Source organism: Streptomyces sp. NBC_01498 (assembly GCF_036327775.1).
Taxonomy (GTDB): Bacteria; Actinomycetota; Actinomycetes; order Streptomycetales; family Streptomycetaceae; genus Streptomyces.
In genome coordinates, this window is the sequence record NZ_CP109598.1 from 3,804,606 (window position 1) to 3,830,361 (window position 25,756).

General features: G+C 72.5%; 20 protein-coding genes, 4 tRNA genes and 1 other RNA gene. 15 read left to right on the top strand and 10 right to left on the bottom strand.

The features are described 5' to 3' along the window. Window positions 1-221: 221 nt before the first annotated feature. Window positions 222-644 carry a Fur family transcriptional regulator gene (locus OG875_RS16215; protein ID WP_330174947.1) on the top strand — a complete coding sequence of 141 codons (423 nt, stop codon included), beginning with the start codon at window positions 222-224 and terminating at the stop codon, window positions 642-644. A gap of 371 nt (window positions 645-1,015) precedes the next feature. On the opposite strand, the gene OG875_RS16220 is transcribed toward OG875_RS16215, so the two are convergent. Together OG875_RS16220 and OG875_RS16225 are read right to left on the bottom strand one after the other, a co-directional pair. Next, complete coding sequence (locus OG875_RS16220) at window positions 1,016-1,876, bottom strand: tetratricopeptide repeat protein (protein WP_330174948.1); 861 nt, start codon at window positions 1,874-1,876, stop codon at window positions 1,016-1,018. A 108-nt stretch (window positions 1,877-1,984) separates the two neighbouring features. Next, window positions 1,985-2,072 (bottom strand) — tRNA-Ser (locus OG875_RS16225). Window positions 2,073-2,145: 73 nt separating this feature from the next. Here OG875_RS16225 and ffs point away from each other — a divergent pair. From ffs to OG875_RS16255, 6 genes are all read left to right on the top strand, one after another. After that, an RNA gene (gene ffs / locus OG875_RS16230) (signal recognition particle sRNA small type) lies at window positions 2,146-2,240 on the top strand. Between the two features lie 45 nt (window positions 2,241-2,285). Beyond that, complete coding sequence (locus tag OG875_RS16235) at window positions 2,286-4,598, top strand: DNA polymerase III subunit gamma and tau (protein ID WP_330174949.1); 2,313 nt, start codon at window positions 2,286-2,288, stop codon at window positions 4,596-4,598. A 233-nt stretch (window positions 4,599-4,831) separates the two neighbouring features. Further along, entirely contained in the window at window positions 4,832-6,088 is a 1,257-nt protein-coding gene (gene purD / locus OG875_RS16240) for a phosphoribosylamine--glycine ligase (protein ID WP_330174950.1), read from the top strand. Between the two features lie 354 nt (window positions 6,089-6,442). Beyond that, window positions 6,443-8,233: a hypothetical protein gene (locus OG875_RS16245; RefSeq protein WP_330174951.1), complete on the top strand. Its 1,791-nt coding sequence runs from the start codon at window positions 6,443-6,445 to the stop codon at window positions 8,231-8,233. A gap of 964 nt (window positions 8,234-9,197) precedes the next feature. Beyond that, window positions 9,198-10,655, top strand: coding sequence for a N,N-dimethylformamidase beta subunit family domain-containing protein (locus tag OG875_RS16250; protein ID WP_330174952.1), 1,458 nt, complete (start codon window positions 9,198-9,200; stop codon window positions 10,653-10,655). A gap of 114 nt (window positions 10,656-10,769) precedes the next feature. Beyond that, window positions 10,770-11,669 carry a phosphoribosylaminoimidazolesuccinocarboxamide synthase gene (locus OG875_RS16255; protein ID WP_330174953.1) on the top strand — a complete coding sequence of 300 codons (900 nt, stop codon included), beginning with the start codon at window positions 10,770-10,772 and terminating at the stop codon, window positions 11,667-11,669. A 74-nt stretch (window positions 11,670-11,743) separates the two neighbouring features. On the opposite strand, the gene OG875_RS16260 is transcribed toward OG875_RS16255, so the two are convergent. The 8 genes from OG875_RS16260 to OG875_RS16295 all read right to left on the bottom strand — a co-directional run bounded on the left by OG875_RS16260 (window position 11,744) and on the right by OG875_RS16295 (window position 16,832). Then, window positions 11,744-11,816, bottom strand: a tRNA-Gly gene (locus tag OG875_RS16260). Between the two features lie 22 nt (window positions 11,817-11,838). Beyond that, window positions 11,839-12,471 carry a response regulator transcription factor gene (locus OG875_RS16265; protein WP_330177764.1) on the bottom strand — a complete coding sequence of 211 codons (633 nt, stop codon included), beginning with the start codon at window positions 12,469-12,471 and terminating at the stop codon, window positions 11,839-11,841. 5 nt (window positions 12,472-12,476) lie between these two features. After that, complete coding sequence (locus OG875_RS16270) at window positions 12,477-14,003, bottom strand: sensor histidine kinase (RefSeq protein WP_330174954.1); 1,527 nt, start codon at window positions 14,001-14,003, stop codon at window positions 12,477-12,479. A 162-nt stretch (window positions 14,004-14,165) separates the two neighbouring features. Next, on the bottom strand, window positions 14,166-14,981 hold the full coding sequence (locus OG875_RS16275; protein ID WP_330174955.1) for an ABC transporter permease: 816 nt from the start codon (window positions 14,979-14,981) through the stop codon (window positions 14,166-14,168). Next, a complete protein-coding gene (locus OG875_RS16280; protein ID WP_330174956.1) occupies window positions 14,978-16,009 on the bottom strand; it encodes an ABC transporter ATP-binding protein in 1,032 nt (343 codons plus the stop codon). The genes OG875_RS16275 and OG875_RS16280 overlap by 4 nt, the downstream gene beginning before the upstream one ends. A 183-nt stretch (window positions 16,010-16,192) precedes the next feature. Then, a tRNA-Gly gene (locus OG875_RS16285) sits at window positions 16,193-16,265 on the bottom strand. A gap of 40 nt (window positions 16,266-16,305) precedes the next feature. Next, window positions 16,306-16,377 (bottom strand) — tRNA-Gly (locus tag OG875_RS16290). A gap of 128 nt (window positions 16,378-16,505) precedes the next feature. Further along, a complete protein-coding gene (locus tag OG875_RS16295) occupies window positions 16,506-16,832 on the bottom strand; it encodes a histone-like nucleoid-structuring protein Lsr2 (RefSeq protein ID WP_330174957.1) in 327 nt (108 codons plus the stop codon). Window positions 16,833-17,229: 397 nt separating this feature from the next. Between OG875_RS16295 and purS the strand changes: the two genes are divergently transcribed. The 8 genes from purS to purF all read left to right on the top strand — a co-directional run bounded on the left by purS (window position 17,230) and on the right by purF (window position 25,676). Further along, on the top strand, window positions 17,230-17,475 hold the full coding sequence (gene purS, locus OG875_RS16300) for a phosphoribosylformylglycinamidine synthase subunit PurS (RefSeq protein WP_215092426.1): 246 nt from the start codon (window positions 17,230-17,232) through the stop codon (window positions 17,473-17,475). Beyond that, a complete protein-coding gene (purQ, locus tag OG875_RS16305) occupies window positions 17,472-18,152 on the top strand; it encodes a phosphoribosylformylglycinamidine synthase subunit PurQ (RefSeq protein WP_330174958.1) in 681 nt (226 codons plus the stop codon). Before purS ends, purQ begins: the two co-directional genes overlap by 4 nt. Beyond that, a complete protein-coding gene (purL, locus tag OG875_RS16310; RefSeq protein ID WP_330174959.1) occupies window positions 18,152-20,410 on the top strand; it encodes a phosphoribosylformylglycinamidine synthase subunit PurL in 2,259 nt (752 codons plus the stop codon). Before purQ ends, purL begins: the two co-directional genes overlap by 1 nt. 182 nt (window positions 20,411-20,592) lie before the next feature. Continuing rightward, the gene (locus OG875_RS16315) at window positions 20,593-21,126 is read left to right on the top strand and encodes an ArsR/SmtB family transcription factor (RefSeq protein ID WP_330174960.1); all 534 of its coding nucleotides are present in this window, start codon (window positions 20,593-20,595) and stop codon (window positions 21,124-21,126) included. 205 nt (window positions 21,127-21,331) lie between these two features. Continuing rightward, window positions 21,332-22,255, top strand: coding sequence for a M23 family metallopeptidase (locus OG875_RS16320; protein WP_330174961.1), 924 nt, complete (start codon window positions 21,332-21,334; stop codon window positions 22,253-22,255). A 10-nt stretch (window positions 22,256-22,265) separates the two neighbouring features. Further along, entirely contained in the window at window positions 22,266-23,060 is a 795-nt protein-coding gene (locus OG875_RS16325) for a maleylpyruvate isomerase family mycothiol-dependent enzyme (RefSeq protein ID WP_330174962.1), read from the top strand. Window positions 23,061-23,201: 141 nt separating this feature from the next. After that, complete coding sequence (locus OG875_RS16330; RefSeq protein ID WP_330174963.1) at window positions 23,202-24,014, top strand: META domain-containing protein; 813 nt, start codon at window positions 23,202-23,204, stop codon at window positions 24,012-24,014. A 144-nt stretch (window positions 24,015-24,158) separates the two neighbouring features. Continuing rightward, the gene (gene purF, locus OG875_RS16335) at window positions 24,159-25,676 is read left to right on the top strand and encodes an amidophosphoribosyltransferase (protein WP_330174964.1); all 1,518 of its coding nucleotides are present in this window, start codon (window positions 24,159-24,161) and stop codon (window positions 25,674-25,676) included. Window positions 25,677-25,756: the final 80 nt, after the last annotated feature.

Below are 25,756 nucleotides of genomic sequence, written 5' to 3' on the forward strand. Positions count from 1 at the left end.
AATCAGGGTCCTCGGTGCTGCGGGAACTGCGGTGCTGCGGAACCGGGGGCGGCCGGGAGCCGTCACGCGCCTGTTCCTTGGCATTGAGCCGGAACCGATCCTACGATGGACAGAGTCCAAGTCAAGAAGCGAACTAAACGTACGTTTGGTAAAAACCGGCCATCCAGACATCTCCCGATGAATCCTGGATGTCCCGCCACCCCCGGAACTGGTGAACCGACATGAGCGACCTGCTGGAGCGACTGCGCGGCCGGGGCTGGCGGATGACGTCCCAGCGCCGGGTCGTGGCCCAGGTCCTCGACGGCGAACACGTCCACCTCACGGCCGACGAGGTCCACGCCCTCGCGGCGGACCGCCTGCCGGAGATCTCGCGGGCGACGGTCTACAACACCCTCGGCGAACTGGTCACCCTGGGCGAGGTCGTGGAGGTCTCCACGACGGGCCGCGCCAAACGCTACGACCCGAACGCCCACCGCCCCCACCACCACCTGATCTGCTCCACCTGCGCCACGATCCGCGACGTCCACCCGACGAGCGACCCCCTGTCCGCCCTCCCACCGGAGGAACGCTTCGGCTTCACGGTGACGGGGGCGGCCGTCACGTACCGGGGGGTGTGCCCGGGGTGCGCGGGCGGGGCGGCCTGACGTTGCGCAGGGGCGGGCGCGTACAGCTGTCCGGAACGAGGGGTGCGGAGGTGGCGTCGGATGGTGCGGGAAAAGCCGTGGGACTGCGCCGCCCCGCGGCCTGTTCCGACGGTTTCTCCATCTCAGAAATGGCTCAGTGGCGTGACGGCCAAGATGACGACCTTTTGATGGGTGCGTTGCTACGTGTGGCTGCCGCAGCCTGACGAATCTGCGGGACCTCGCTCACCAAATGGGAGTGCGGCCTGGTGGCTGGTGGATGCCCCTCGTGAACTACCAACTCCCCGCGACCTGACCGCCGGTGGCCGGAGTAGGCAGGTGGGTCGCCGCTCGCCGAGGACGACCCGCACCGACCCGCACCGGACAGGATCCCCTCAGCCGGCGAGGGTCAACTTCTCCCAGGAGCGACCCGGGCCCGCCGACGCCCATGCGTTGAGCAGGGCGGGTATCTCCGGTCCTGGGGCTGCCAACGACACCTTCTGGGTGCCCGGGTGGACCGATCGGGTCTGGGGGTGGGTTCCTGTGCTGCAGCAGGAGCAGATGAGTTCGAAGCTGCTCGCGGGCTCCGCGCCGTACCCGCGCTCCGTGAAGTCCCTTTCCAGCGCGTCGATGTCGGAGGCCGCTGCCGCCGAGACCGTCACGGTGTGCGTGGAGAGGCCGGAGGGTTCGAAGAGCAGGAGTTCGTCGAAGACGCTGTGGGTCCGGCCGTCCGTGGTCCGCTCGCCCCGGGGCTCGCCGTCGTGCAGGACCACTTCCCCGAAGCGCCGGCCCGGGGACACCGGAACGCTGATGACCCGTGCCCGGGTGGGGCAGAGCCGTACGCCCCACACGACCTCGTGGCCGGTGTCGGTGCTCAGGCGTACGCAGCAGCGGCCGAACGAGCCGACGATCTCTCCCTCGCCCTCGGGGATGGTGATCCCGAAGCCCTCCCACGCGTCGCGGGCAACGGCCCATTCCCGCTTCACCGTTGCCGCGATGCCGAGGTTCCAGAATGCCGGGTCCCCCTCGCCGCGCGGTGATCGTGCCGCCGCCTCGCGGCCGAGCGTGTACGCCTTGTCCCAGTTGCGCAGGAACTTGTGCGCCAGGGCCGCGTCGTACCACCACTCCGCGCTCCGGGGGTGGTCGGGAAGGCGGCCGAGCAACTCCTCGTACCGGTCGGCGGCGGTCTGCCACCGCTCCGCGTCCCACGCCGCTCGGGCCTGCTCGAAGAGCTCCCGGGGCTTCGCCGTGTCCATTCCCACCCTCGATCGAGATCCGCCGGCCGCACCGTCAGGGACCGGACACGTCGAAGGCCCGCCATCGCTAGCGACGGCGGGCCTTCGACTATTGCCCGGTGAGAGCAATGGCGGAGGATACGAGATTCGAACTCGTGAGGGGTTGCCCCCAACACGCTTTCCAAGCGTGCGCCCTAGGCCACTAGGCGAATCCTCCGCGACGAACCATACAAGACGTTGAGCCGTGCTCGCGAACTCGTTCCCGGGGGTGGGCATCGGGTACTGTGGGCGCAGCCCCTCACGTGGCGCTATCTGACTGAACTCCCCCAGGGCCGGAAGGCAGCAAGGGTAGGTCGGCTCTGGCGGGTACGTGAGGGGCGTCCGCGTTGGCGGGAGTGGGATGTCGGACCGGGCCGATATCGTCGTAGGTGTGTCGTCCCTAGCGCTCTACCGCCGTTACCGCCCCGAGTCCTTCGCCGAGGTCATCGGGCAGGAGCATGTCACCGACCCGTTGCAGCAGGCCCTGCGGAACAACCGGGTCAATCACGCGTACCTGTTCAGCGGGCCGAGGGGCTGCGGGAAGACGACCAGCGCGCGCATCCTCGCGCGGTGTCTGAACTGCGAGCAGGGGCCGACCCCGACCCCCTGCGGGGTCTGCCAGTCCTGTCAGGACCTGGCCAGGACCGGGCCCGGGTCGATCGATGTCATCGAGATCGACGCCGCCTCGCACGGTGGTGTGGACGACGCGCGTGATCTGCGGGAGAAGGCATTCTTCGGGCCGGCGAGCAGTCGTTACAAGATCTACATCATCGACGAGGCCCACATGGTCACCCCGGCGGGCTTCAACGCCCTGCTGAAGGTCGTCGAGGAGCCGCCGGAGCATCTCAAGTTCATCTTCGCGACCACCGAGCCGGAGAAGGTCATCGGCACGATCCGGTCGCGTACGCACCACTATCCGTTCCGGCTGGTGCCGCCCGGCACGCTGCGTGAGTATCTCGGCGAGGTGTGTGGCAAGGAGCGGATCCCGGTCGCCGACGGGGTGCTGCCGCTGGTCGTCCGGGCCGGGGCCGGGTCCGTACGGGACTCGATGTCCGTGATGGACCAGCTCCTCGCGGGCGCCGCCGAGGACGGTGTGACGTACGCGATGGCGACGTCGCTGCTCGGTTACACGGACAGTTCGCTCCTCGACTCGACCATCGACGCCTTCGCGGCCGGGGACGGCGCCGCGGCCTTCGAGGTCGTGGACCGCGTCATCGAGGGCGGCAACGACCCCCGGCGCTTCGTCGCCGACCTGCTGGAGCGGCTGCGGGACCTGGTCATCCTGGCCGCCGTTCCGGACGCCGGTACGAAGGGGCTCATCGACGCCCCCGACGACGTCATCCAGCGGATGCAGGACCAGGCGGCGGTCTTCGGGGCCGCCGAGCTGAGCCGGGCCGCCGACCTCGTCAACACCGGGCTGACCGAGATGCGGGGCGCCACCTCGCCCCGGCTCCAGCTCGAACTGATCTGCGCGCGCGTGCTGCTGCCCGCCGCCTTCGACGACGAACGGTCCGTCCAGACGCGGCTCGACCGGCTGGAGCGGGGGGTGGCCTCGGCGGCGTTCTCGACCGGGGGGGCCGGACCCGCCGTGGGGTACGTCCCCGGGCCCGAGGCCCACATGCCGCCGCCCGGCAGCGGTCACCCGGCGGCGCGCCCCGCGACGCCCGGCAACGGTCACGGCAACGCTCGCGGCGGGGGAGGGGAGGCGCGGACACCGGCACCTCCCGTACCCGCCGAGGCACCCTTCGTTCCCGAGGCGCCGCCCGTTCCCGAGACGCCCGCTCCGGCCGCCGGCGCCCGGCCCGGTGCCTGGCCGGGGGCCGCGGCGCCTCCGCCCCGGCCCCCGGCGCCCGGGACGGCCGCCCGCAAGCCCGGTGGCTGGCCCACGGCCTCCACACCCGGCAGGCCCGCCCCGGCCCCCGAAGCTGCCCCGGCCGCGCCCCCGGCGTACGAGTCCGGGGCCCCCTCCGCCCCGGCCGGCGGCGGTCCCGGCATGACCCAGGGCGCCGGACAGGTGCGGAACATGTGGCCCGAGATCCTGGAGGCGGTGAAGAACCGCCGGCGCTTCACCTGGATCCTGCTCAGCCAGAACGCGCAGGTCGCGGGCTTCGACGGGACGACCCTCCAACTCGGCTTCCTCAACGCGGGAGCCCGCGACAACTTCGCCACCAGCGGCAGCGAGGAAGTCCTCAAGCAGGCGCTCTCCGAGCACTTCCGCGTCCAGTGGAAGATCGAGGCGATCATCGACCCCTCGGGCGGCACCCAGCCGCCGCCCGCCCCCGGCGGGGGCAACGGCCCCTCAGGGGGCGGGAGTTACGGCGGCGGGGGCGGTGGCGGTGCGCCCGGCGGCTACGGCGGCGGAGGCGGCGCCCGGCCCCCGGCTCCCGCCCCCTCCCAGCGACCCGCGCCGCCCGCCCAGCACCCCGCCGACTCCGGCCCCGGCGCGGGCTCCCCGGCGCCCGGCGGCCACGCCTCGGCCGCCACCGCCACCGCCACGGCCGCCCCCGGCCACGCGCCGCCCGAACAGCGCCGCCCGTCCGGCGGTCCCGTCGCGCCCCCTCCCCCCGTCGTCCCCCAGGTCGCCCCCGAGGACGACATCCCGGAGGACGACGACGCCGGCCTGGCCGACTCCGCGCTCTCCGGCCACGACCTGATCGTCCGCGAGCTGGGCGCCACGCTCGTCGACGAGTTCCCGAACGAGTAGGCCGCGCTCCGGGGCTCGGGGGTTCGGCGGCTCCGGAACCCCAGAACGCCGTTGCCCCGTGCTCCCGGAACGCTGCGGTCCCGCACGACGCACCCGGCGCCCCGAGCCCGACCGCGCCCGGCACCACGTACACCCGCCGCCCCCCGGGACGGAGCCCGGCCCCGCCGTCCACCCACCGGAACGGGGCGGGCGCCCGGCCCGCCCCCGGACCCGACCCCGCTAGGCTGCGCCCCGTGAAGGTCCTTGTCATCGGCGGCGGCGCCCGCGAACACGCCCTGTGCCGCTCCCTGTCCCTCGATCCCGACGTCACCGCGCTGCACTGCGCGCCCGGCAACGCGGGTATCGCCGAAGTCGCCGAGCTCCACCCGGTCGACGCCACGGACGGCACGGCCGTCGCCCGGCTCGCCGCCCGCCTGGAGGCCGGCCTCGTCGTCGTCGGCCCCGAGGCGCCCCTGGTCGCCGGGGTCGCCGACGCCGTACGGGACGCGGGCATCGCCTGCTTCGGCCCGTCCGCCGAGGCCGCGCGGCTGGAGGGCTCCAAGGCCTTCGCGAAGTCCGTGATGGCCGCCGCGAGCGTCCCCACCGGTCGCAGTTACGTGTGCACCACCCCCGAGGAGATCGACACCGCCCTCGACGCCTTCGGCGCCCCCTTCGTCGTCAAGGACGACGGACTCGCGGCCGGCAAGGGCGTCGTCGTCACCGACGACCTCGCGACCGCCCGCGAGCACGCGCTCGCCTGCGGCCGGGTCGTCATCGAGGAGTTCCTGGACGGCCCGGAGGTCTCCCTCTTCGCCGTCACCGACGGCCGTACGGTGCTCCCGCTGCGCCCCGCCCAGGACTTCAAGCGCGCGCTCGACGGCGACGAGGGCCCCAACACCGGCGGCATGGGCGCGTACTCCCCGCTCCCGTGGGCCGACCCCAAACTGGTCGACGAGGTCCTGGAGACCGTGCTCCAGCCCACCGTGGACGAGATGCGCCGCCGGGGCACGCCGTTCTCCGGGCTGCTCTACGCGGGCCTGGCGATCACCGGCCGGGGTGTGCGGGTCATCGAGTTCAACGCCCGGTTCGGCGACCCCGAGACGCAGGTGGTCCTGGCACGGCTGCGGACCCCGCTCGCCGGTGTCCTGCTGGCCGCCGCCGAAGGACGGCTCGCGGACCTGCCGGAGCTGGTGTGGCGCGACGACGCGGCGGTCACCGTGGTGGTGGCCTCGCACAACTACCCGGGCACCCCGCGTACCGGCGACCCCGTCGAGGGACTGGCCGACGTCGTCGCGCAGGATGCCCCCGACGCGTACGTCCTGCACGCCGGGACCCGGCTCGCGGACGACGGCCGCACGGTCCTCAGCGCCGGCGGACGCGTGCTGTCCGTCACGGCGACCGGCAAGGACCTCGCGCAGGCGCGGGAACGGGCGTACGCGGCCGTGGGCCGGATCCGGCTGGACGGGTCGCAGCACCGCACGGACATCGCCCGCGAGGCCGCCGACGCCTGAGCCCTGGGCCCAGCCCGGACCCGGTCCGCGCACGAACGACCCCGCTGTCCCGTCCGGCCCTGTTCGTCCCCGTCCGACCTGGTTGGACGGGGACGTTCGCGTACGGCCCCGGCGTCCCCGTCTCGCGCCCGGAAACGGCACCCCAAAACACCGGTGACGCCAGCACCTTTGACCTAAGCCATTCCATCGGGTGACGGTTGACCCATCCGAATGACCCCCGCCGGGGCCCCAACTATGGTGCGGCGCAAGCGTTCGGGCACTTGGCCCACCGACATTGCGATGTCAGTGGCGGGTGCCACAGTGGGGAAGTGAGCAAATCCGCCGCAGTGCTGGCAGAGGGGGTGAGATCCGGACGTGTCCGTATCCGGTGTCGGTGAGGAGATCGGTGCCCAGGGCGCCAGATCCCGGGCTCTCGCTGTGCTGCGTGTGCGCGGCAGGGCGGCGGCTCTCGCACTGCTGCCCGCCGCGGCGGCGGTCGTCCTGCTCGCGGGCGGTGCCACGGGCCTGCTCACCGGCGGGAGTTGGGACACCACGCGCTGGATCGTGACCGCCGTCGCCGTGCTCGTGCTGCTCTGCGCGGCGGCCGTCGCCACCGTGATCGTCAGGGCCGAGCCGGCCCTCAGCCCCACCGTGGAGATCGCCGAGCACACCGCCCCGGACCTGTACCGCCTGGTGCGGGACCTGGCCGACCGGCTGGGCGTGCCCGCGCCCTCGTCCATAGCCCTGACGCCGGACTGCGACAGCTGGCTGGAGGACCGTACGCACCCCGCGCACGCCCCCGCCGACAGCGCGGCCGATCCGGCTACGAACGGCGCCGCACGCGCCGAAGCGACCGCCTCCGGGAGGGCCCCCGCCAAGAGCGTGGGAATGCCCGGCGCGGCCCGCCGCCGTGTGCCCGCCGCCCCCGTCCTCGTGATCGGATCGCCCTTCCTGTGGTGGATGCGCGTCGCCGAGCTGCGCGCCGTGCTGGCCCCTGTCGTGGCCGGGACCGGACCGGCGTCGCACCCCGACATAGCCGCCGCCCGCCGCTTCGTACGGAGCCTGGACGCCGCCGCGGCGCTCGCCGACCGCCGCGACCCGGGGCGGCCGGTACGCCGCACCGGCCTCCGCCTCGTCAGCCGGATCGCCCGACTGATGCTGCGCGCCTGCGCGGAGCACACCGCCCTGATGGAGCGCGGCGTGGCCTCCGCCGCGTCCGAGCGGGCCCACGGGGTCGACTACGGGCTGCGGATCGTCGCCCAGGAGCAGGTCGGCCTCGCCTACGCGGGCTGGGACCGGCTGCTCACCCGCGTCGCCCTGCCCGCCTGGCGGATGGGCCGCTGGCCGTCCCGGCTCGACGTCGGCGTCGTGTCGGCGCTGACCGAGCTCTCGCGGCGCGACCGGCTGGCCGAGGGGTTCGCCTCCCGGCTCGGCGAACGCCCCGCCTGCGATCTGCTCGAAGAACCCGGTGCGGTCGACGAGGCGACATCCCTGCTTGCCGCGCGCCTTTTCCACGGCGGCCCGGCCGAGTCCGGCCCCGACTGGTCCCCGGTCGACTGGCAGCAGTATCCGGAGGAGGTCGTGGACCGCAAGTGGCGTACGGAGGCGGCCAGACTGCACCGCGTCCTGGACGGGATGGGGGTACGCCGCTCCGCGCGGCCGGGCGACGCCACAGCCGGTCCGGCCGCCGTCCCCGCCGGCGACGCCGTGCTCGGGCCCACGCTGGACCGGGTCATGGACCATCTCGCCGGCCGGGGCGAGGAGGCGGGCGACAGCCTGGCCGCCGGGATCAGCGCCGAGGTGGCACGCGAGGAGGCCGAGGCGGTGCTGCCCGCGCAGCCGGCCGCCCCGGAGGCCGCGGGGGACGCCCTGGCGCTCCGGGGGGCGGACCCGCTGCCGCTGCTGCCGCTCATGCCGCCGCGCACGGGACGCGAGCTGCTCGCCGACCACGTCACCGCCATGGTCTGCTGCGCCGCCGTGGACACGGCGGGCGCGACGCCGGGGCTCGACTGGCTGGACGGCCCGGCGCTGCTGATGGACGGCAAGCGGCGCACGGACCTGGCGGGCGGGGTGCTGAGCCTGGTGGAGGACGGCGACGGGGAGCCGCTGCGGATGTGGCTGGCCGCGACGGGCGTACGGTCGGAGAAACCGGTTCGTCTGGTGTGACGCCGGGGTGGGGGCGTTCGCCCTCGGGGGGCGTCGTCGTGCGTACGTCGTCGCGTCGGTGCGGGGGTTGATCCGCCCGGCGCGTGCCCGCCGTGTCGGCCCGGCCGGTGCGAGCCCGGTCGTCCGGCGTCGGTGCCGGGGGTCGGCCCCCGTCCCGCGTAGGCCAGTGTGTGGGGCCCGCGCCGGCCCGCCTGGTGCGAGCCCGGTCACGCGGCACCAGAGTGGGGACGGCCGTCTGCTCGCACCTGTCCGCCCGGTCGTCCGGCGTCGGTGCCGGGGGTCGGCCCCCGTCCCGCGTAGGCCAGTGTGTGGGGCCCGCGCCGGCCCGCCGTGTCGGCCCGCCTGGTGCGAGCCCGGTCACGCGGCACCAGAGTGGGGACGGCCGTCTGCTCGCGCCTGTCCGCCCGGCTGTCCGGCGTCGGTGGCGGGGGTTAGCCCCCGTCCCTCGTACGCCGGTGCGGCGGGCCCGCGCCAGCCCGCCAAGCGCCCACCCGTGTCGGCCCGGCTCGCCCGCGCCGGCCCGCGCCCGCCTGGTCATCCCGTACCGGGCTCGGACGGCCCCCCGCCCCCGTCCCGCCCACCCCGGTGTGTCGCGTGCGCCTCCCCTCATCGCCGATCAGTGCGGATTCGTGTGGATTCCCGGACCGGAGGAGCCCAGCCGGTGTGAGGTCGGTCACGCTCGGGCCCCGTCGGCCGTTCCCTCCCGGCCCCCGTCCCGCGCCGGCGTGCTCAACACCCCGCCGGAGCTGGGTGTTTCCGCCGGTCGGAGGGGCTTGTATCCCGATTGCATCCCCTTCCGCCCGCTTGCATGCCTTTCCATTCGCGACGAACGGTGACGGGCCGCGTGCTGAATGTGATGTGCTGGGAAGCCGCCGCCGACGCGGCCCGCCCCAACAGCGGCCCGCCGAGCGGCAGTCGACCACTCACCAGCACCTGCACGGGGTTTCCAGGGAGGGGCGCGCCAATGTGCGCCGATCACATCCGACGGTGGGAATCGGGCGCGCTCGCCCACGCCGTCTCCGATCCCTTCGGCCAGGGACCGGTGCCCTGGCTGCGCGGCAGCGAGAACTACCTCGACGACACGGGCCAGGTCGTCCCCTGGTACGCGGACCCGACGCTCGGCCGCGACCGGGGCGGCACCCGTACCGCCGACGACGTCCACCGCCAGATCAAGGGCTTCGCCTCCGCCGGCGCCGTCGCCCCCGGCGAGTCCATCGACTTCCACATCACCGTCGATCCGCCCCAGCCGTTCTCCGTGGACATCTACCGGATCGGGCACTACGCCGGCGAGGGCGCCCGCAAGATCACCACGAGCCCCCGGCTCTCCGGCATCGTCCAGCCCGCCCCGCTCGCCGCCGAACGCACCGTGTCCTGCCACCACTGGTGGCTCTCCTGGCGCCTCCAGATCCCGTCGTACTGGTCGCTCGGCGCGTATGTCGCCGTCCTCACCACGACCGACGGCCACCGTTCCCACGTGCCGTTCACGGTCCGCGACACCCACCCCGCCGACCTGCTGCTCCTGCTGCCCGACATCACCTGGCAGGCGTACAACCTCTACCCGGAGGACGGCCGTCTCGGCGCCAGCCTCTACCACGCCTGGGACGAGGAGGGCCGGCTCCTCGGCGAGGAGGACGCGGCGATCACCGTCTCCTTCGACCGCCCGTACGCGGGCGCCGGGCTGCCCATCCATGTCGGCCACGCCTACGATTTCATCCGCTGGGCCGAGCGGTACGGCTACGACATCGCATACGCGAACGCCGGCGATCTGCACGCCGGGCTGATCGACCCGACCCGCTACCGGGGCCTGGTCTTCCCCGGCCACGACGAGTACTGGTCGCTCCCCATGCGCCGCACCGTCGAGCGGGCCCGCGAGAGCGGCACGTCGCTGGTCTTCCTCTCCGCCAACACCATGTACTGGCAGGTCGAGTTGGGCCCGTCGCCGTCCGGCGTCCCGGACCGGCTGCTCACCTGCCGCAAGCGCCACGGCCCCGGACGCCCCGCGCTCTGGCGGGAGGTGGACAAGCCGGAGCAGCAACTGCTCGGCATCCAGTACGCGGGCCGGGTCCCCGAGCCGCACCCGATGGTCGTACGGAACGCGACGCACTGGTTCTGGGACGCCACCGGCGCCTTCGAGGGCGACCAACTCCCGGGCCTGGTCGCCGGGGAGGCCGACCGCTACTTCCCGCGTACGGCGCTGCCCGAGCACGACGAGCGGATGCTGCTGGCGCACTCGCCCTACCGGGACGGCGACAACACCCTTCGCCACCAGGAGACTTCGCTCTACCGTTCCCCGTCCGGCGCTCTCGTCTTCGCCTCCGGGACCTTCGCGTGGTCGCCCGCGCTCGACCGGCCCGGCCATGTCGACCCGCGCGTCCAGCGGGCCACCGCAAACCTCCTCGACCGCATCTGCAAACGCGACTGAGAGTGTCCCCGGACGCTCCCTGCCCCCGCCCCGCAGCGCCCCACGCGCGCGCCGGCCCCGCCCGTACGGGAGAATCGGCAGCGCAAAGACCCCCGTGGCGAGGAACGAGGAACCGTGTCCGGATTCGTAGAGAAGCCCGAGCCCCTTCAGGTCCCGGGCCTGGTGCATCTGCACACCGGCAAGGTGCGCGACCTGTACCGGAACGAGGCGGGCGATCTCGTGATGGTCGCCAGCGACCGCATCTCCGCCTACGACTGGGTCCTGCCCACCGAAATCCCCGACAAGGGACGGGTGTTGACGCAGCTGTCGCTCTGGTGGTTCGACAAGCTCGCCGACCTCGCGCCCAGCCATGTCCTCTCCACCGACCTCCCCGACGGCGCCCCCGCCGACTGGGCCGGCCGCACCCTCGTCTGCGAACCCCTGCGGATGACCCCGGTCGAGTGCGTGGCACGCGGCTATCTCACCGGCTCCGGCCTCGCCGAGTACGAGCAGACCCGTACGGTCTGCGGACTGGCCCTCCCCGAGGGCCTGATGGACGGCTCCGAGCTGCCCGCGCCGATCTTCACCCCCGCCACGAAGGCCGCCGTCGGCGACCACGACGAGAACGTGTCCTACGAGGAGGTCGCCCGCCAGACCGGCGCCGAGACCGCCGCGCTGCTGCGCCGTACGACGCTCGACATCTACGCCCGCGCCCGCGACATCGCCCGTGAGCGGGGCATCATCCTCGCCGACACCAAGTTCGAGTTCGGCTTCGACACCGACGACCGGCTGGTGCTCGCCGACGAGGTGCTGACCCCGGACTCCTCGCGCTTCTGGCCGACGGCGGGCTGGGAGCCGGGCCACGCCCAGCCGTCGTACGACAAGCAGTACGTACGCGACTGGCTGACCTCCTCCGCGTCCGGCTGGGACCGCGCGAGCGAGCAGCCGCCGCCGCAGCTGCCGGACGAGGTGGTGGCGGCGACCCGCGCCAAGTACCTGGAGGCGTACGAGCTCCTCACCGGCACCCGCTGGTAGCCGGCGGGCCCGCGGGAGCGGGTGGACGACGAAGAAACCCCGGCCGGATGATCCGGCCGGGGTTTCTCACACTGAGCGGACGACCAGGTTCGAACTGGCGACCTCAACCTTGGCAAGGTTGCGCTCTACCAACTGAGCTACGTCCGCGTGCGCCGTGGCGCGAGGCCCACTATACCCAACCTCGGTCGCGGGCGAGACGCACCGCCGTATGCCGGTTCTCCGCACCCAGCTTGGACGCGGCCGACGACAGGTAGTTCCGGACGGTGCCCTGGGACAGCGAGGCCGCCGCCGCGATCTCCGCGATCGGCGCCCCGTCGGCCGCCAGCTCCAGGACCTCGGCCTCGCGGGCGGTCAGCGGCGAGTCCCCGGCCGCGATCGCGTCGGCGGCCAACTCCGGATCCACGTGCCGGTTTCCGGCGTGCACGGTACGGATGACCTCGGCGAGCTGCCGGGCGCTGACGGTCTTCGGTACGAAGCCGCGCACGCCCGCCGCCAGGGCGCGCTTGAGATGCCCCGGCCGGCCGTGACTGGTGACGATCATCGTCCGGCAGCCGGGCAGTTGGGCACGGAGGGATGTGGCGACCTTCACACCGTCGGCACCCGGCATCTGGAGATCGAGGACGGCGACGTCCGGGCGGTGCGCCAGCGCCATCGCCAGCGCCTCGGGGCCGGACGCGGCCTCGGCGACGACGGTCAGATCGTCCTCCAGACCGAGGAGCGCGGCGAGCGCGCCCCGGATCAGATGCTCGTCGTCGGCGAGGAGAACGCGTACGGGAGCGGCTCCCCTCTCGGCGCGGGGCACGGCACTCACGCGCTCACCTCGTTGGCGACGGAGCCTGCGGCGGGACCGGTGGCGGGACTGGTGGCGGGGCTCGTGGCGGGGCCGCCGACCCGCGCGGACGCGCCGGACGGTGCCGGGAGCGGCACCCGGGCCGTGAGCCGGAAGCGGCCCCCGGCCACCCGGCCCGCGTCGAGCGTGCCGTCCACGGTGGCCAGCCGCTCGCGCAGCCCGGCGAGCCCGGCCCCGGGCGTACGGGGGGCGGGGGCCGTAGCGGCCGTACCGCCTACGGCGACTCCACCGGCCCGACCGGCATGACCGGCTGGACCGCCGTCGGCGGGCGTACCGGCGACATCAGCCGCGCCAGCCCCGCCGACCCCACCAGCCGCACCCGCCCTGCTGTCCCCGCCCGCACCGGCCCGGACCGGGGCCTCCTCGTCCGGCACCCCGTCGTTCTCCACGACCAACACCACCTCGCTCCCCTCCCGTACCGTCAGCCGCACCGTGCACTGCCGCGCGTCCCCGTGCCGCAGCACATTCGTCGCGGCCTCCCGCACCACCCACCCGAGGGCCGACTGCACGCCCGGTGTCAGTCCCTCGGCCGCTCCGGCGGCCCCCGGCGGCGCCCCCGACCCCGCCGTCCCCTCCCGGTCCAGCCGGAACCGGATACCGGCGGCCTTCAACACGCCCCGCGCGCCTTCCAGTTCGGTGTGCAGATCCACTTCCCGGTAGCCCCGCACCACGGCCCGCACCTCGCGCTGCGACTCCTGGGCGATCCGCTGCACCTCGGCCATCTGCTCGGCCGCCCGCTCCGTACCCCCGCGCCGCGCGAGCTGGACGGCCAGTTCGCTCTTGAACGCGATCACCGCCAGATTGCGGCCCATCACGTCGTGCATGTCCCGCCCGAAGCGCAGCCGCTCCTCGGCCACCGCGAGCCGCGTCTGGAGCTCACGGGCGTGGTCCAGTTCCCACACGGACCTGACCAGCCAGACCGAGAAACCGCAGGCGAAGGCGAGGGACAGCCCGGCGATCAGCACCCCGAGCACGGCGCCGAAGATCGCGCCGAACGACAACCCGAACACGAGGCCGGCCAGCCCCACGAACACCATGGCGGCCAGCACCGTCAGCAGCATGCTCCGCACCCGGCGGAGCCCCACGACCAGCGACCCGATCCCGAAACCGGCGAAGGTGACCAGCAGATAGGAGAGCGCCTCGGCGTCCTTCAGACTCGGCTCGGCCGAGGGCAACATACGGGTGACGGCCAGACAGCCGACGGCGGTGATCACGGCCGTCGCGACCATCGGCCGGACCGGTCGCTCCCGCCGGCCGAGCGCCCAGGACAGGGCGTACGACGTGGAGACGGCGCTCACGATCGCGTGGACGGAGAGGAGCAGCATGAACCAGCCGCCGATCGGCGAGCCGAAGAGGGAGACGGCGGGCAGCCCGACGAGCCCGATCTCGATCGCGATGAAGGAGTGGAAGGACCAGCGGGTGTAGATCTCGACCTTGGCCGGCTGGCTCTTCCCGGCCCACGATCCCGTCCTGCGAAGCCTCACCACGCCGTTCCTCCCGCTCTCTCGTCCACGCCCCGGACGTTCCCATCCCGCCGGACAACCGGACAACCGGTCAGCCTCGCCGCGCGCCGCTCAGCGCCGCGTATCGCTCAACCTCGCCGCAAGCCGCAAGCCGCAAGCCGCAAGCCGCAAGCCGCAAGCCGCTCAGCGCCTCGGCTCCCAGCGGAACCACTTCCTGACGGCGAACACCGCCAGCACCGTCCACGCCAGGGCGTTGAGCCCCGCCGAGACCAGGTCACCGGTGACGGCGTCGCCCAGCCAGCCCGTCCGTACCAGCGTCACGATCCCCGTCATGGGCAGCAGTTCACAGACCGAGGCGACCTTGTCGGGCAGGGCCTCCAGCGGGATGAACAGCCCCGACCCCATCGCAGAGACCAGCAGCATCGGCAGGGTGGTGATCTGGGCGCTCTCCACGGTACGGGTGAATCCCGCCGACGCGGCGGCCAGCACCGTCATCAGTCCGGTGCCCGCCAGCACGCCCAGCACCAGCAGTTCCGGTCGCTGAGGGGCGCTCACGTCCAGGAACACGACCCCGGCGGCGACCAGCAGGACACACTGCGCGAGCGCCAGCGAGGCGGCCGGCAGCGCGGTCCCGGCCAGGATCTCCGGGTCGGAGACCTCGCCCGTACGGAGCCGTTTGAGGACCAGTTCCTCACGCCGTGCCGTGTACGCGGAGGTGAGGTTCATGTACACGACCAGGAGCAGCACCATGCCGACGCCGCCCGTCAGCGCGACCTCGGCGATGCTGAACCCGGTGCCGCCCAGGTCGACGTTCTGGAGCGAGACCCTGGTGGACAGGATCATCCCGACCGGCATGAGCAGGGCCATGAAGAGCATCGTCCGGTTCCGTACGAACAGGGTCAGCTCCGCCCGGCCGAGCGCGCCGAGGCGCCCCGCCCGGGTCGTGGTCCCGGTCGCCGTTCCCGTCGTCCCGTGCTTCCGCGCGACCGCCGTACTCATGCCGCCACCGCCTCTCCCGTGCCGTTGCCGTTGCCGTTGCCGTCGCCCATGTCCGTGCCCGCTCCCGTGCCGGGGGACCCGGCCCCCGCGCGCTGCGCCGCGATGTCCAGGAACGCCTCTTCCAGCGAGGCCGAGCGGGCGTCGAGCCCCGCCAGGTGCACACCGAACTCCTCGGCCCAGTGCAGCAGTTCGGCCAGGTCCCGCTGGAGGTCGCGGGTGCGGATCTCGATCCGCCGGCCGTCCGCCCCGGCCCGCAGCGAGAGCGGCAGCTGGGCCGGCGTCATCCCCTCGGGCAGGGTGAAACGGATCCGGGCCGGCCGGGTCGCCGTCACCTCCGCCGGGGTCCCCGACACCTCGATCCGTCCCCCGTGCATGATCGCCAGCCGGTCGGCGAGGCCCTCGGCCTCCTCCAGGTAGTGCGTCGTCAGCAGGACGGTGGTGCCGCCGTCGCGCAGCGCCCGCACCAGTTCCCAGGTGTCGCGCCGTCCCTCGGCGTCCAGTCCGGTCGTCGGCTCGTCCAGGAACAGCACCTCGGGCCGTCCGAGCAGCGCCAGCGCCAGGTCCAGCCGCCGCCGCTCGCCGCCGGACAGCTGCTTGACCCGTACCCCGGCGCGCCCGCCCAGCCCCACCAGCTCCAGCGCCTCGCCGACGGGCCGCGCGCCGCTCGTGCAGCCCGCCCACATCCGCACGGTCTCCTTGACGGTCAGGTCGGTCGGGAAGCCGCCCTCCTGGAGCATCACCCCGGTCCGGGGCCGTACCTCGGCCCGGTGGGTGTACGGGTCGTGGCCGAGCACCCGTACGGTGCCGCCGCTGGGGCGGGCCAGGCCCTCCAGCATCTCCACGGTGGACGTCTTGCCCGCGCCGTTCGTGCCGAGCAGCGCGAACAGCTCGCCCTCGCCGACGGTGAACGAGATCTCGTTCACCGCCTGGAATCCTCCGGCGTACGTGCGCCGGAGCCGGTCCACCTCGATGACGTTCCGGTCCACATCCGCGGCGATCGTGCCGCGGTCTCCTTGAGTCCTTGTCATGGTCACCAGGCTTCCGCCGGACCGGGGCCGGCAGCAGTGCGCGCTGTCACCACTGCACATGACAAATGTCATCGCCCGTGTGCGGCGGTTCCGTGAGGCCGTCCCGTGATGCCGTCCCCGCCCCCGCAGGAGGGGGAGCACGACGAAGGCCCCGGTCTCAGGAGACCGGGGCCTTCGATACGGAGCGGACGACCAGGTTCGAACTGGCGACCTCAACCTTGGCAAGGTTGCGCTCTACCAACTGAGCTACGTCCGCATCGCATCGATCACCGACAACGATCGTCGATGTGATGCAGAGCGGGTGACAGGGATCGCACACTGCGCCTCCCCCTTGGAAAGGGGGCGTTCTACTACTGAACTACACCCGCACGCTGCTTGGGGTTCGGCTTTTCGGCCTTGCCCTTCGGCGTGCTTCAGACTCTAGCCGATGGCTGGGGGTGCTGTGCAACTCCGTTCCCCCGCGAGCCCGGCGGGCCGCCGCCGGGCGGACGGTCCCTCAACTGGCCTGGCTGAACGCCTCGTAGACCCGCTTGGGGATCCGGCCGCGGGCCGGCACCTCCATCCGGTGCGAGAGCGCCCACGCGCGTACGGCGGCGGGGTCGGGCGCGAGGGCGGTGTGCCGGTACGACGTGCGGTTCTTTCCGGCGTGCGTCTGCCGCCGGCCCGCGGCGAGGTACGGGGCCAGGGCCTTGCGCAGTTTCTTTGCGTTGGCGGGATTGAGGTCGATCTCGTACGACTTCCCGTCGAGGCCGAACGAGACCGTTTCCGCCGCTTCTCCGCCGTCGATGTCGTCGGAGAGCGTGACCACTACGCGCTGCGCCACGGATATCGGTCCTTTCATGCGGCACCCGTCACGCCCGTCCCTGTCTCTGAAACACGGCTGACGTGCGGGGATACCGGCCTTCCGGCTGTTTAGGGGCAATGCGACCATTCGCTATATCTCTTTCTACAGCGAACCGCCACGCATTGTGAAGCCCAGCCAATTGCATCAGCGTGTCAGACGGCAATGGCGGTGGCTACTTTTTTCCGTGATTTTTTCCGTCGGCCATGCGGTGCGATTTCGACGGAGATCGCCGGAGAGTCCGGGGCTGGGTGGATATCTACCCGCGTAGATTTTGTGTACCGGTACGCTGAAGGCACTCGGGGGGTCCGGGATTCCCCGGTCAGAACCACAGCCGCAGACAGCTGCACACAGCCGCACCACACCACCGGGAGTGCCAGTGGCACGCGTCGTAGTCGACGTCATGCTCAAGCCGGAGATCCTCGACCCCCAAGGACAAGCAGTGCAGCGCGCACTGCCCCGGCTGGGTTTCGACGGGATCGCGGACGTCCGCCAGGGAAAGCGTTTCGAGCTGGAGGTGGAGGGCCCGGTCGACGACGCCGCCCTCGCCCGTATCCATGAGATGGCCGAGACGTTCCTCGCCAACACCGTCATCGAGGACTTCGTCGTCAAGGTGGAGTCGTGACCACTCGTATCGGAGTCGTCACATTCCCCGGCACGCTCGACGACCGTGACAGTCTTCGCGCCGTACGGATCGCCGGGGCCGAGCCCGTGGCGCTCTGGCACCGGGACAAGGACCTGAAGCAGGTCGACGCCGTCGTCCTCGCGGGCGGATTCAGCTACGGCGACTATCTGCGGGCCGGCGCCATTTCGCGTTTCTCGCCGGTGATGGAGACGGTCATCGAGCAGGCGAAGGCGGGCATGCCGGTCCTGGGGATCTGCAACGGTTTCCAGATCCTGACCGAGACCCATCTGCTGCCGGGCGCGATGCTGCGGAACAACCATCTGCACTTCGTCTGCCGCGACCAGCGGCTGCGGGTGGAGAACGCCGGGACCGCGTGGACCGCCGACTACACGGCGGGCCAGGAGATCTCCGTACCGCTGAAGAACATCGACGGCCGGTACGTCGCCGCCGAGCCGGTCCTGGACGAGCTGGAGGCCGAGGGCCGGGTCGCCTTCCGCTATCTGGACGGCAATCCGAACGGCTCGCTCCGCGACATCGCGGGCATCACCAACGCGGCGGGCAACGTCGTCGGCCTGATGCCGCACCCCGAGCACGCCGTGGAACCGCTGATCGGTACGGGCCGTACCGACGGGCTCGGGTTCTTCACCTCGATCCTGAAGAAGCTGGTAAGCGCCTGATGACGATCAAGAACCTCGACACCGTCAAGAACGCGACGGGGACGCCCGAGACCGATCAGCCCTGGAAGGAGCTCGGCCTCAAGGAGGACGAGTACGCCCGGATCCGGGAGATCCTCGGGCGCCGTCCTACCGGCGCCGAGCTGGCCATGTACTCGGTGATGTGGTCCGAGCACTGCTCGTACAAGAGCAGCAAGGTGCACCTCAGGCAGTTCGGCGAGAAGGCCCCGGCCAACGACGCGATGCTCGTCGGCATCGGTGAGAACGCGGGCGTCGTGGACGTCGGCCAGGGGTACGCGGTCACGTTCAAGGTCGAGTCGCACAACCACCCCTCGTACATCGAGCCCTACCAGGGCGCGGCCACCGGGGTCGGCGGCATCGTGCGCGACATCCTCGCCATGGGCGCCCGCCCGGTCGCCGTCGTGGACCCGCTGCGCTTCGGCGCGGCCGACCACCCCGACACCCGGCGGGTGCTGCCCGGTGTCGTCGCGGGCATCGGCGGCTACGGCAACTGCCTGGGCCTGCCGAACATCGGCGGCGAGGTCGTCTTCGACGCCTGCTACCAGGGAAACCCGCTGGTCAACGCGGGCTGTATCGGCGTGATGAAGCACGAGGACATCCACCTCGCGCAGGCGTCGGGTCCCGGCAACAAGGTGATCCTGTACGGCGCCCGGACCGGCGGCGACGGTATCGGCGGGGTCTCGGTGCTGGCCTCAGAGACCTTCGACGACCAGAAGCCGACGAAGCGCCCGGCGGTCCAGGTGGGCGACCCGTTCCAGGAGAAGCTCCTCATCGAGTGCACCCTGGAGATCTTCGCCGAGCGGCTGGTCGCCGGGATCCAGGACCTCGGCGGCGCCGGGCTCTCCTGCGCGACGAGCGAGCTGGCGTCGGCCGGTTCGGGCGGTATGCGGGTCGAGCTGGACACCGTCCCGCTGCGGGACTCCTCGCTGTCGCCCGAGGAGATCCTGATGAGCGAGTCGCAGGAGCGCATGTGCGCGGTGGTCGAGCCCGGCAAGGTCGACCGTTTCATGGAGATCTGCGAGAAGTGGGACGTCCTCGCGACCGTCATCGGCGAGGTCACCGAGGGCAGCCGTCTGGAGATCTTCTGGCACGGCGAGCAGATCGTGGACGTACCGCCGCGCTCCGTGGCGCACGACGGCCCGGTGTACGAGCGCCCCTACGCCCGCCCCGACTGGCAGGACGCGCTCCAGGCCGACGACGCGGGGAAGCTGGCCCGGCCCGCGAACGCGGCCGAGCTGCGGGAACAGGTGCTGCGCCTCGTCTCGTCGCCGAACCAGGCGTCGAAGGCGTGGATCACCGACCAGTACGACCGCTTCGTGCAGGGCAACACCGTGCTCGCGCAGCCCGAGGACGCGGGCATGGTCCGGATCGACGAGACCACCAATCTCGGTGTGGCGATGGCGACCGACGGCAACGGCCGGTTCGCCAAGCTCGACCCGTACACGGGCGCGCAGCTCGCGCTGGCGGAGGCGTACCGCAATGTCGCCGCCTCCGGCGCCAAGCCGCTCGCCATCTCGGACTGCCTGAACTTCGGCTCCCCGGAGGACCCGGGCGTGATGTGGCAGTTCGCGGAGGCCACGCGTGGTCTCGCGGACGGCTGCCTCCAGCTCGGCACGCCGGTGACCGGCGGCAACGTCTCGCTGTACAACCAGACCGGCGAGACGGCGATCCACCCGACCCCGGTCGTGGCCGTGCTCGGTGTGATCGACGACGTCACGCGCCGTACGCCGATCGCCTTCCGTGAAGAGGGCCAGCTGCTCTATCTGCTGGGCGACACCCGCGAGGAGTTCGGCGGGTCGGCCTGGTCGCAGGTCGTCCACGACCACCTGGGCGGGCTGCCGCCGGCGGTGGACCTGGACCGGGAGAAGCTCCTCGGCGAGATCCTGATCTCGGGCTCCCGCGACGGCATGATCGACGCGGCGCACGACCTGAGCGACGGCGGTCTGATCCAGTCGGTGACCGAGTCCTGCCTGCGCGGCGGGCACGGGGCGCGGCTGGTGGTGCCGGACGGGCTCGACGCGTTCACGTTCCTGTTCAGCGAGTCGGCGGGGCGCGCGGTCGTCGCCGTGCCGCGCAGCGAGGAGCTGCGCTTCACCGACATGTGCGGGGCGCGCGGGCTGCCCGCGACACGGATCGGTGTGGTGGACGGTGACGAGGTCGAGGTGCAGGGCGAGTTCACCGTTCCGCTGAGCGAGCTGCGGGACGCGCACGAAGGGACGATCGAGGCGCTGCTGGCCTGACGTTCTCCCCGTTGTCCCACGCCGGGCGGACCGCACATACGCGGTCCGCCCGGCGTTTTTCCGTTCCCGGACATTCCCGGACGTTCACTGATGTTCCCGGACGCTCCCGCCCCGCTCGGACCTGTCCCGAGCGGGGCGGGAAATCTCTTGCGCGTGATTACGTAATTACGTAAGTTCCCTTCATGGAACTTGAGGACCGTGTCGCCGCACTGGAACGCCGGCTCGCGGCGCTGGAGCGCGGTGAGCCGGAGGAGCCGGCGTCCCGGCCGCGGCGAGGGGAGCGGCCGGGGCGCCCGGCCGACGACACCTTCCGGCCGCTGGAACTCCTGGAGGAACAGCTCACGGCGGCGGACGCGGAGAGCGGCGGCGTGATGTACGCGGGCTCGGTACGGCTGCCGGCCGGGCAGTCCTACGCGTGGCAGTTCACCGAACTGACCGGCGACATCCTCGACGCCGACTGGGCGGAGTCCGCCGACTCCTTCGCGGCGCTCGGGCACGGCGTACGGCTGCGGCTGCTGCGCGAGATCCTCGGCGGCCTGCGCACGGCCGCCGAACTGGCCGGGCTGGACGACATCGGCACCACCGGCCAGATCTACCACCATCTGCGCCAGCTGACCGGCGCGGGCTGGCTCCGGACGACGGGCCGGGGACGTTACGAGGTGCCCGCGCCCCGCGTCGTACCGCTGCTGGTGATGCTGTCGGCCACCAGAAACTGACACCGACCAGCCCCGGGACACCCGAAGACCGGGCCCCGAGCCGCCCGGATCGGCCCCGAACCGGCCCCGAACCGGACACCGACCAGACCCCGGTGCGCGCCTGAGGACCGGGCCGCGAACCGCCCCGATCCCACCGCCCCGATCCCACCCCACGGATCCGCCCGAAGACCTGACACCGACCCGGAGAGCCGAGGTGACACGGACCATGTCCGTCCGGAAACTCGCCATGATCGTGGCCCGCTGCTGTCTGCTGTGCGTCGCCGTACTGGTCCTGGCCATGTTCGTCGGCCGCCCGGCTCCCGCGTGGACGCTCATCCTGGCCCTGATCCCGATCGCCGTCTTCGTGACCCTGGGACGGCTGTCCGCCGCGGCGCTGAAGGCCGCCGACCGGGCGCCGCTGGAGGTCCTGCCCCCGGTGACCGGGCGCTGGACCGCGCTCAACAGCCCGGCGACCAAGGTGCCCAGCCACGGCGTGCACAGCTACGGCCAGACCTACGCCGTCGACATCCTGGTCGTGCCGGAGCCCGACACCCGGCCGCCCTTCGCGAAACTGTGGCCGCTCGCACGCGGGAACGGCCACTACCCCGCCTTCGGCGCCCCCGTCCTGGCGGTGGCCGACGCGACGGTCGTGCGGGTGCTGGACGGGCGCCGGGACCATCTGACCCGCACGTCCCTGCCCGCGCTCGTCTGGATGATGCTGGTCGAGAGCGCCGTACGGGACGCGACCGGCCCCTCGTGGATCGTCGGCAACCACGTGATCCTGGACCTCGGCGACGGCGTCTTCGCCGGGTACGCGCACCTCAGGCAGGGCTCGGTGACCGTCGCCCCGGGCGACACGGTCCGCGCCGGGCAGCGGATCGCCGACTGCGGCAACACCGGGAACTCCACCGAGCCGCACCTGCACTTCCAGCTGATGGACGGCCCCGACCTGGACACGGCGCGCGGCGTGCCGTTCACCTGGCGCGGCGTCGGCGTCCCGGCGAACGGCGAGGCGTTCACGGCGCGGGCGGACGGGGCGCTCACGGAGGAGTCGCGCGAGGGCGTGGCCCCGCAGGCCGACGGGCCCCCGCAGGCCGACGAGCCGCCCGCCCCCCGAAAAGAAACCGCCCCCGCCGAACCGCTCGATTAGCCTCCTGGGCATGCCACCGGCCAAGAAGCGCAAGCAGCGGGTGTACGACTCCGCCAAGACCCGTACCGCTGTCCTCACCCAGTTCGCGCACGTGCGCGAGGCGGTCGCCGCCCTCACCCCCGAGCAGCTCGCCCTGCCCTCCGGTCTCGGCGACTGGACCGTGCGCGAACTGGCCGCCCACCTGTGCATGGGCGTCGAGAGCGTCAGCGCCGCCCTGGAGCGGCCCGAGCCGCCCGCCGTCCAGCTGGGTCTGCCCGAGTGGGCGTTCGCGACGGCCGCCGTGGCCGCCCCGATCGCGGACGACGTCACGGCGTACGCGGCCACCGCCGCACCCGCCGAACTGTTCGACCACGCGGCCGGGCGGATCGCTGTCCTGCTGGCGGAGGCCCCGCCGACCCGGCTGATCGGCATCCGGGTCGGCGCCATGCGCCTCGGCGACTACCTGGTCACCCGCGCCGTCGAACTCGTCGTCCACACCGACGACCTGAACCGGGCGGCCGGGCTCGGCATCCCCCTCGACCGGCAGGCGCTCGCCGTCTGCACCCGGCTGCTCGCCGACGCGCTCGCGCTGAAGGCGCCGGGCGCCTCGACGGAGGTACGCGTCCCGCCGTACGCCGTCGTGCAGTGCGTGGAGGGGCCCCGGCACACCCGCGGCACCCCGCCGAACGTCGTGGAGACCGACCCGCTGACCTGGCTGCGGCTCGCGACCGGGCGGACGACGTGGGCCGAGGCCCTGGCATCCGCCCGGGTCGCCGCCAGCGGCGAACGCGCGGACCTCGGCGCCCTGCTGCCCGTCATGAGCTGACCGCTGACCGCTGACCGCCGCTTGCCGCCCGCCGACCGCCGCCCGCCACGCTGCGGCCGGACCGGCGCGCCGCACCCGGCCGGCCGGCGGACGGAACCGGATCCGTCGCCGCCTCGTCACACCGGCATGCGGAAACAGTCAGTGACCACCGTCACAGTCCTCACGTCCCTGGCCCTCCTCGCCCTCGCCGGCTGCGGCAGCGAGTCCGGCAGAGCGCCGGCGGGCAGCGAGGTGGCGCCCGAGCTGCCCCTGACCGATGTCCGATGGAGCATCGACAGCCTCGGTGTCGACGGCAAGCGGATCGCGGTGCCCGCCGGGGCCGGCCTGGAGATCGACTCCAAGGGCACGGCCACCGTGGACACCGGCTGCAACGGCGTCGGAGCGATGGTCACCATCGACGGCGACACGATCACTGTCGGTGAGCGGCTTCCGTCGACACAGAAGGGCTGCTCGGGGGTGCCCGGGACCTTCGAGGAGGCCCTCGGCGCCGCTTTCGAAGGCAAGATCAAGGCCAAGGTCGAGGACAAGAAACTGACCCTCACCACCGCCGGGGGCGACACCATCGCCCTGTCCGCCGAGAAGCCCGCACCGCTCGTCGGCACCGAGTGGACGGTGAACAGCCTGGTCTCCGGCGAGACCTCGTCCTCGCTGCCCAAGGACAAGAAGGGCGAGACCGGCAAGGCGACGCTCACCTTCGCCAAGGACGGCACCGTCAGCGGCAGCCTCGGCTGCAACGGTTTCTCGGCGTCCGCGAAGACCACGGGCTCCACGATCACCTTCGGCCCGGTCAGGTCCACCAGGAAGCTCTGCCCGGAACCGGGCATGTCCCTGGAACGGGAGCTGCTCAAGGTGCTCGACGGCAAGGTGACGTATGAGGTGCACCACCGTGCTCTGACCCTCACGGCGGCCGGAGGCACCGGTTTCGGAGCCACCGCCGACACCCCGGCGCCGTAACGACGAGCCGGTCGTCCCAGGTGAACAGGGGCGCAGCCGGGCGGGCCGGTGGCGACACGCCGCCGGCCCGTCGTCATGTCCACCGCACGGCCCACAGCCGTCCCGCATTCGGACCAGCGGTCGATCTCGCCTACACTCGGTGGCGTGCCTCGTGGTGATGGACGACTCAGCCACGACCTGCTCCCCGGCGAGAAGGGCCCTCAGGACGCTTGCGGCGTCTTCGGAGTCTGGGCCCCCGGTGAAGAGGTCGCCAAGCTCACCTACTTCGGACTGTATGCACTGCAACACCGCGGACAGGAGTCCGCGGGCATCGCAGTGAGCAACGGCTCCCAGATCCTTGTCTTCAAGGACATGGGCCTTGTCTCACAGGTCTTCGACGAAACCTCCCTCGGCTCCCTCCAGGGCCATATCGCCGTGGGTCACGCCCGCTACTCCACCACCGGTGCCTCGGTGTGGGAGAACGCGCAGCCGACCTTCAGAGCCACCGCCCACGGCTCGATCGCCCTGGGTCACAACGGCAACCTCGTCAACACGGCCGAGCTGGCCGGACTGGTCGCCGACCTGCCCAAGGAGAACGGCCGCACGACCCGGGTCGCCGCGACCAACGACACCGACCTGATCACGGCCCTCCTCGCCTGCCAGACGGACGACGACGGCAAGCCCCTCACCGTCGAGCAGGCCGCGCCCCGCGTCCTGCCGCACACCAAGGGCGCCTTCTCCCTCGTCTTCATGGACGAGCACACCCTGTACGCGGCCCGCGACCCCCAGGGCATCCGCCCGCTGGTCCTCGGCCGGCTCGAACGCGGCTGGGTCGTGGCGTCCGAGAGCGCCGCCCTCGACATCTGCGGCGCCGCCTACGTGCGGGAGATCGAGCCCGGCGAACTGATCGCCATCGACGAGAACGGCCTGCGGACCTCCCGATTCGCTGAAGCGAAGCCCAAGGGCTGTGTCTTCGAGTACGTCTATCTGGCCCGCCCCGACACCGACATCGCCGGCCGGAACGTCTACCTGTCCCGCGTCGAGATGGGCCGCAAGCTGGCGGCCGAGGCGCCGGCCGACGCCGACCTCGTCATCGCGACACCCGAGTCCGGCACCCCCGCCGCGATCGGCTACGCGGAGGCCAGCGGCATCCCGTACGGCTCGGGACTGGTGAAGAACGCGTACGTGGGCCGGACGTTCATCCAGCCCTCGCAGACCATCCGCCAGCTCGGCATCCGGCTCAAGCTCAACCCCCTCAAAGAGGTCATCAAGGGCAAGCGCCTGGTGGTCGTGGACGACTCGATCGTCCGGGGCAACACCCAGCGCGCCCTGGTCAAGATGCTCCGCGAGGCCGGCGCCGCCGAGGTCCACATCCGGATCTCCTCCCCGCCGGTGAAGTGGCCCTGCTTCTTCGGCATCGACTTCGCCACCCGCGCGGAGCTGATCGCCAACGGCATGTCCATCGAGGAGATCGGCACGTCCCTCGGAGCCGACTCCCTCTCGTACATCTCCATCGACGGGATGATCGAGGCGACCACCATCGCCAAGCCGAACCTCTGCCGCGCCTGCTTCGACGGCGAGTACCCGATGGACCTGCCCGATCCGGAACTCCTCGGCAAGCAGTTGCTGGAGACCGAGCTGGCGGGCGGCGCCGACGCCGCCGACGCCCTCCGGCGGCCGTAACCGCGGCCATGAGTGCCCGCGCACGTGCCCGTACGGCTCCGCCGCGCCCCGCCCCGGGGTCGCGGCGGCCCGCCGCCACG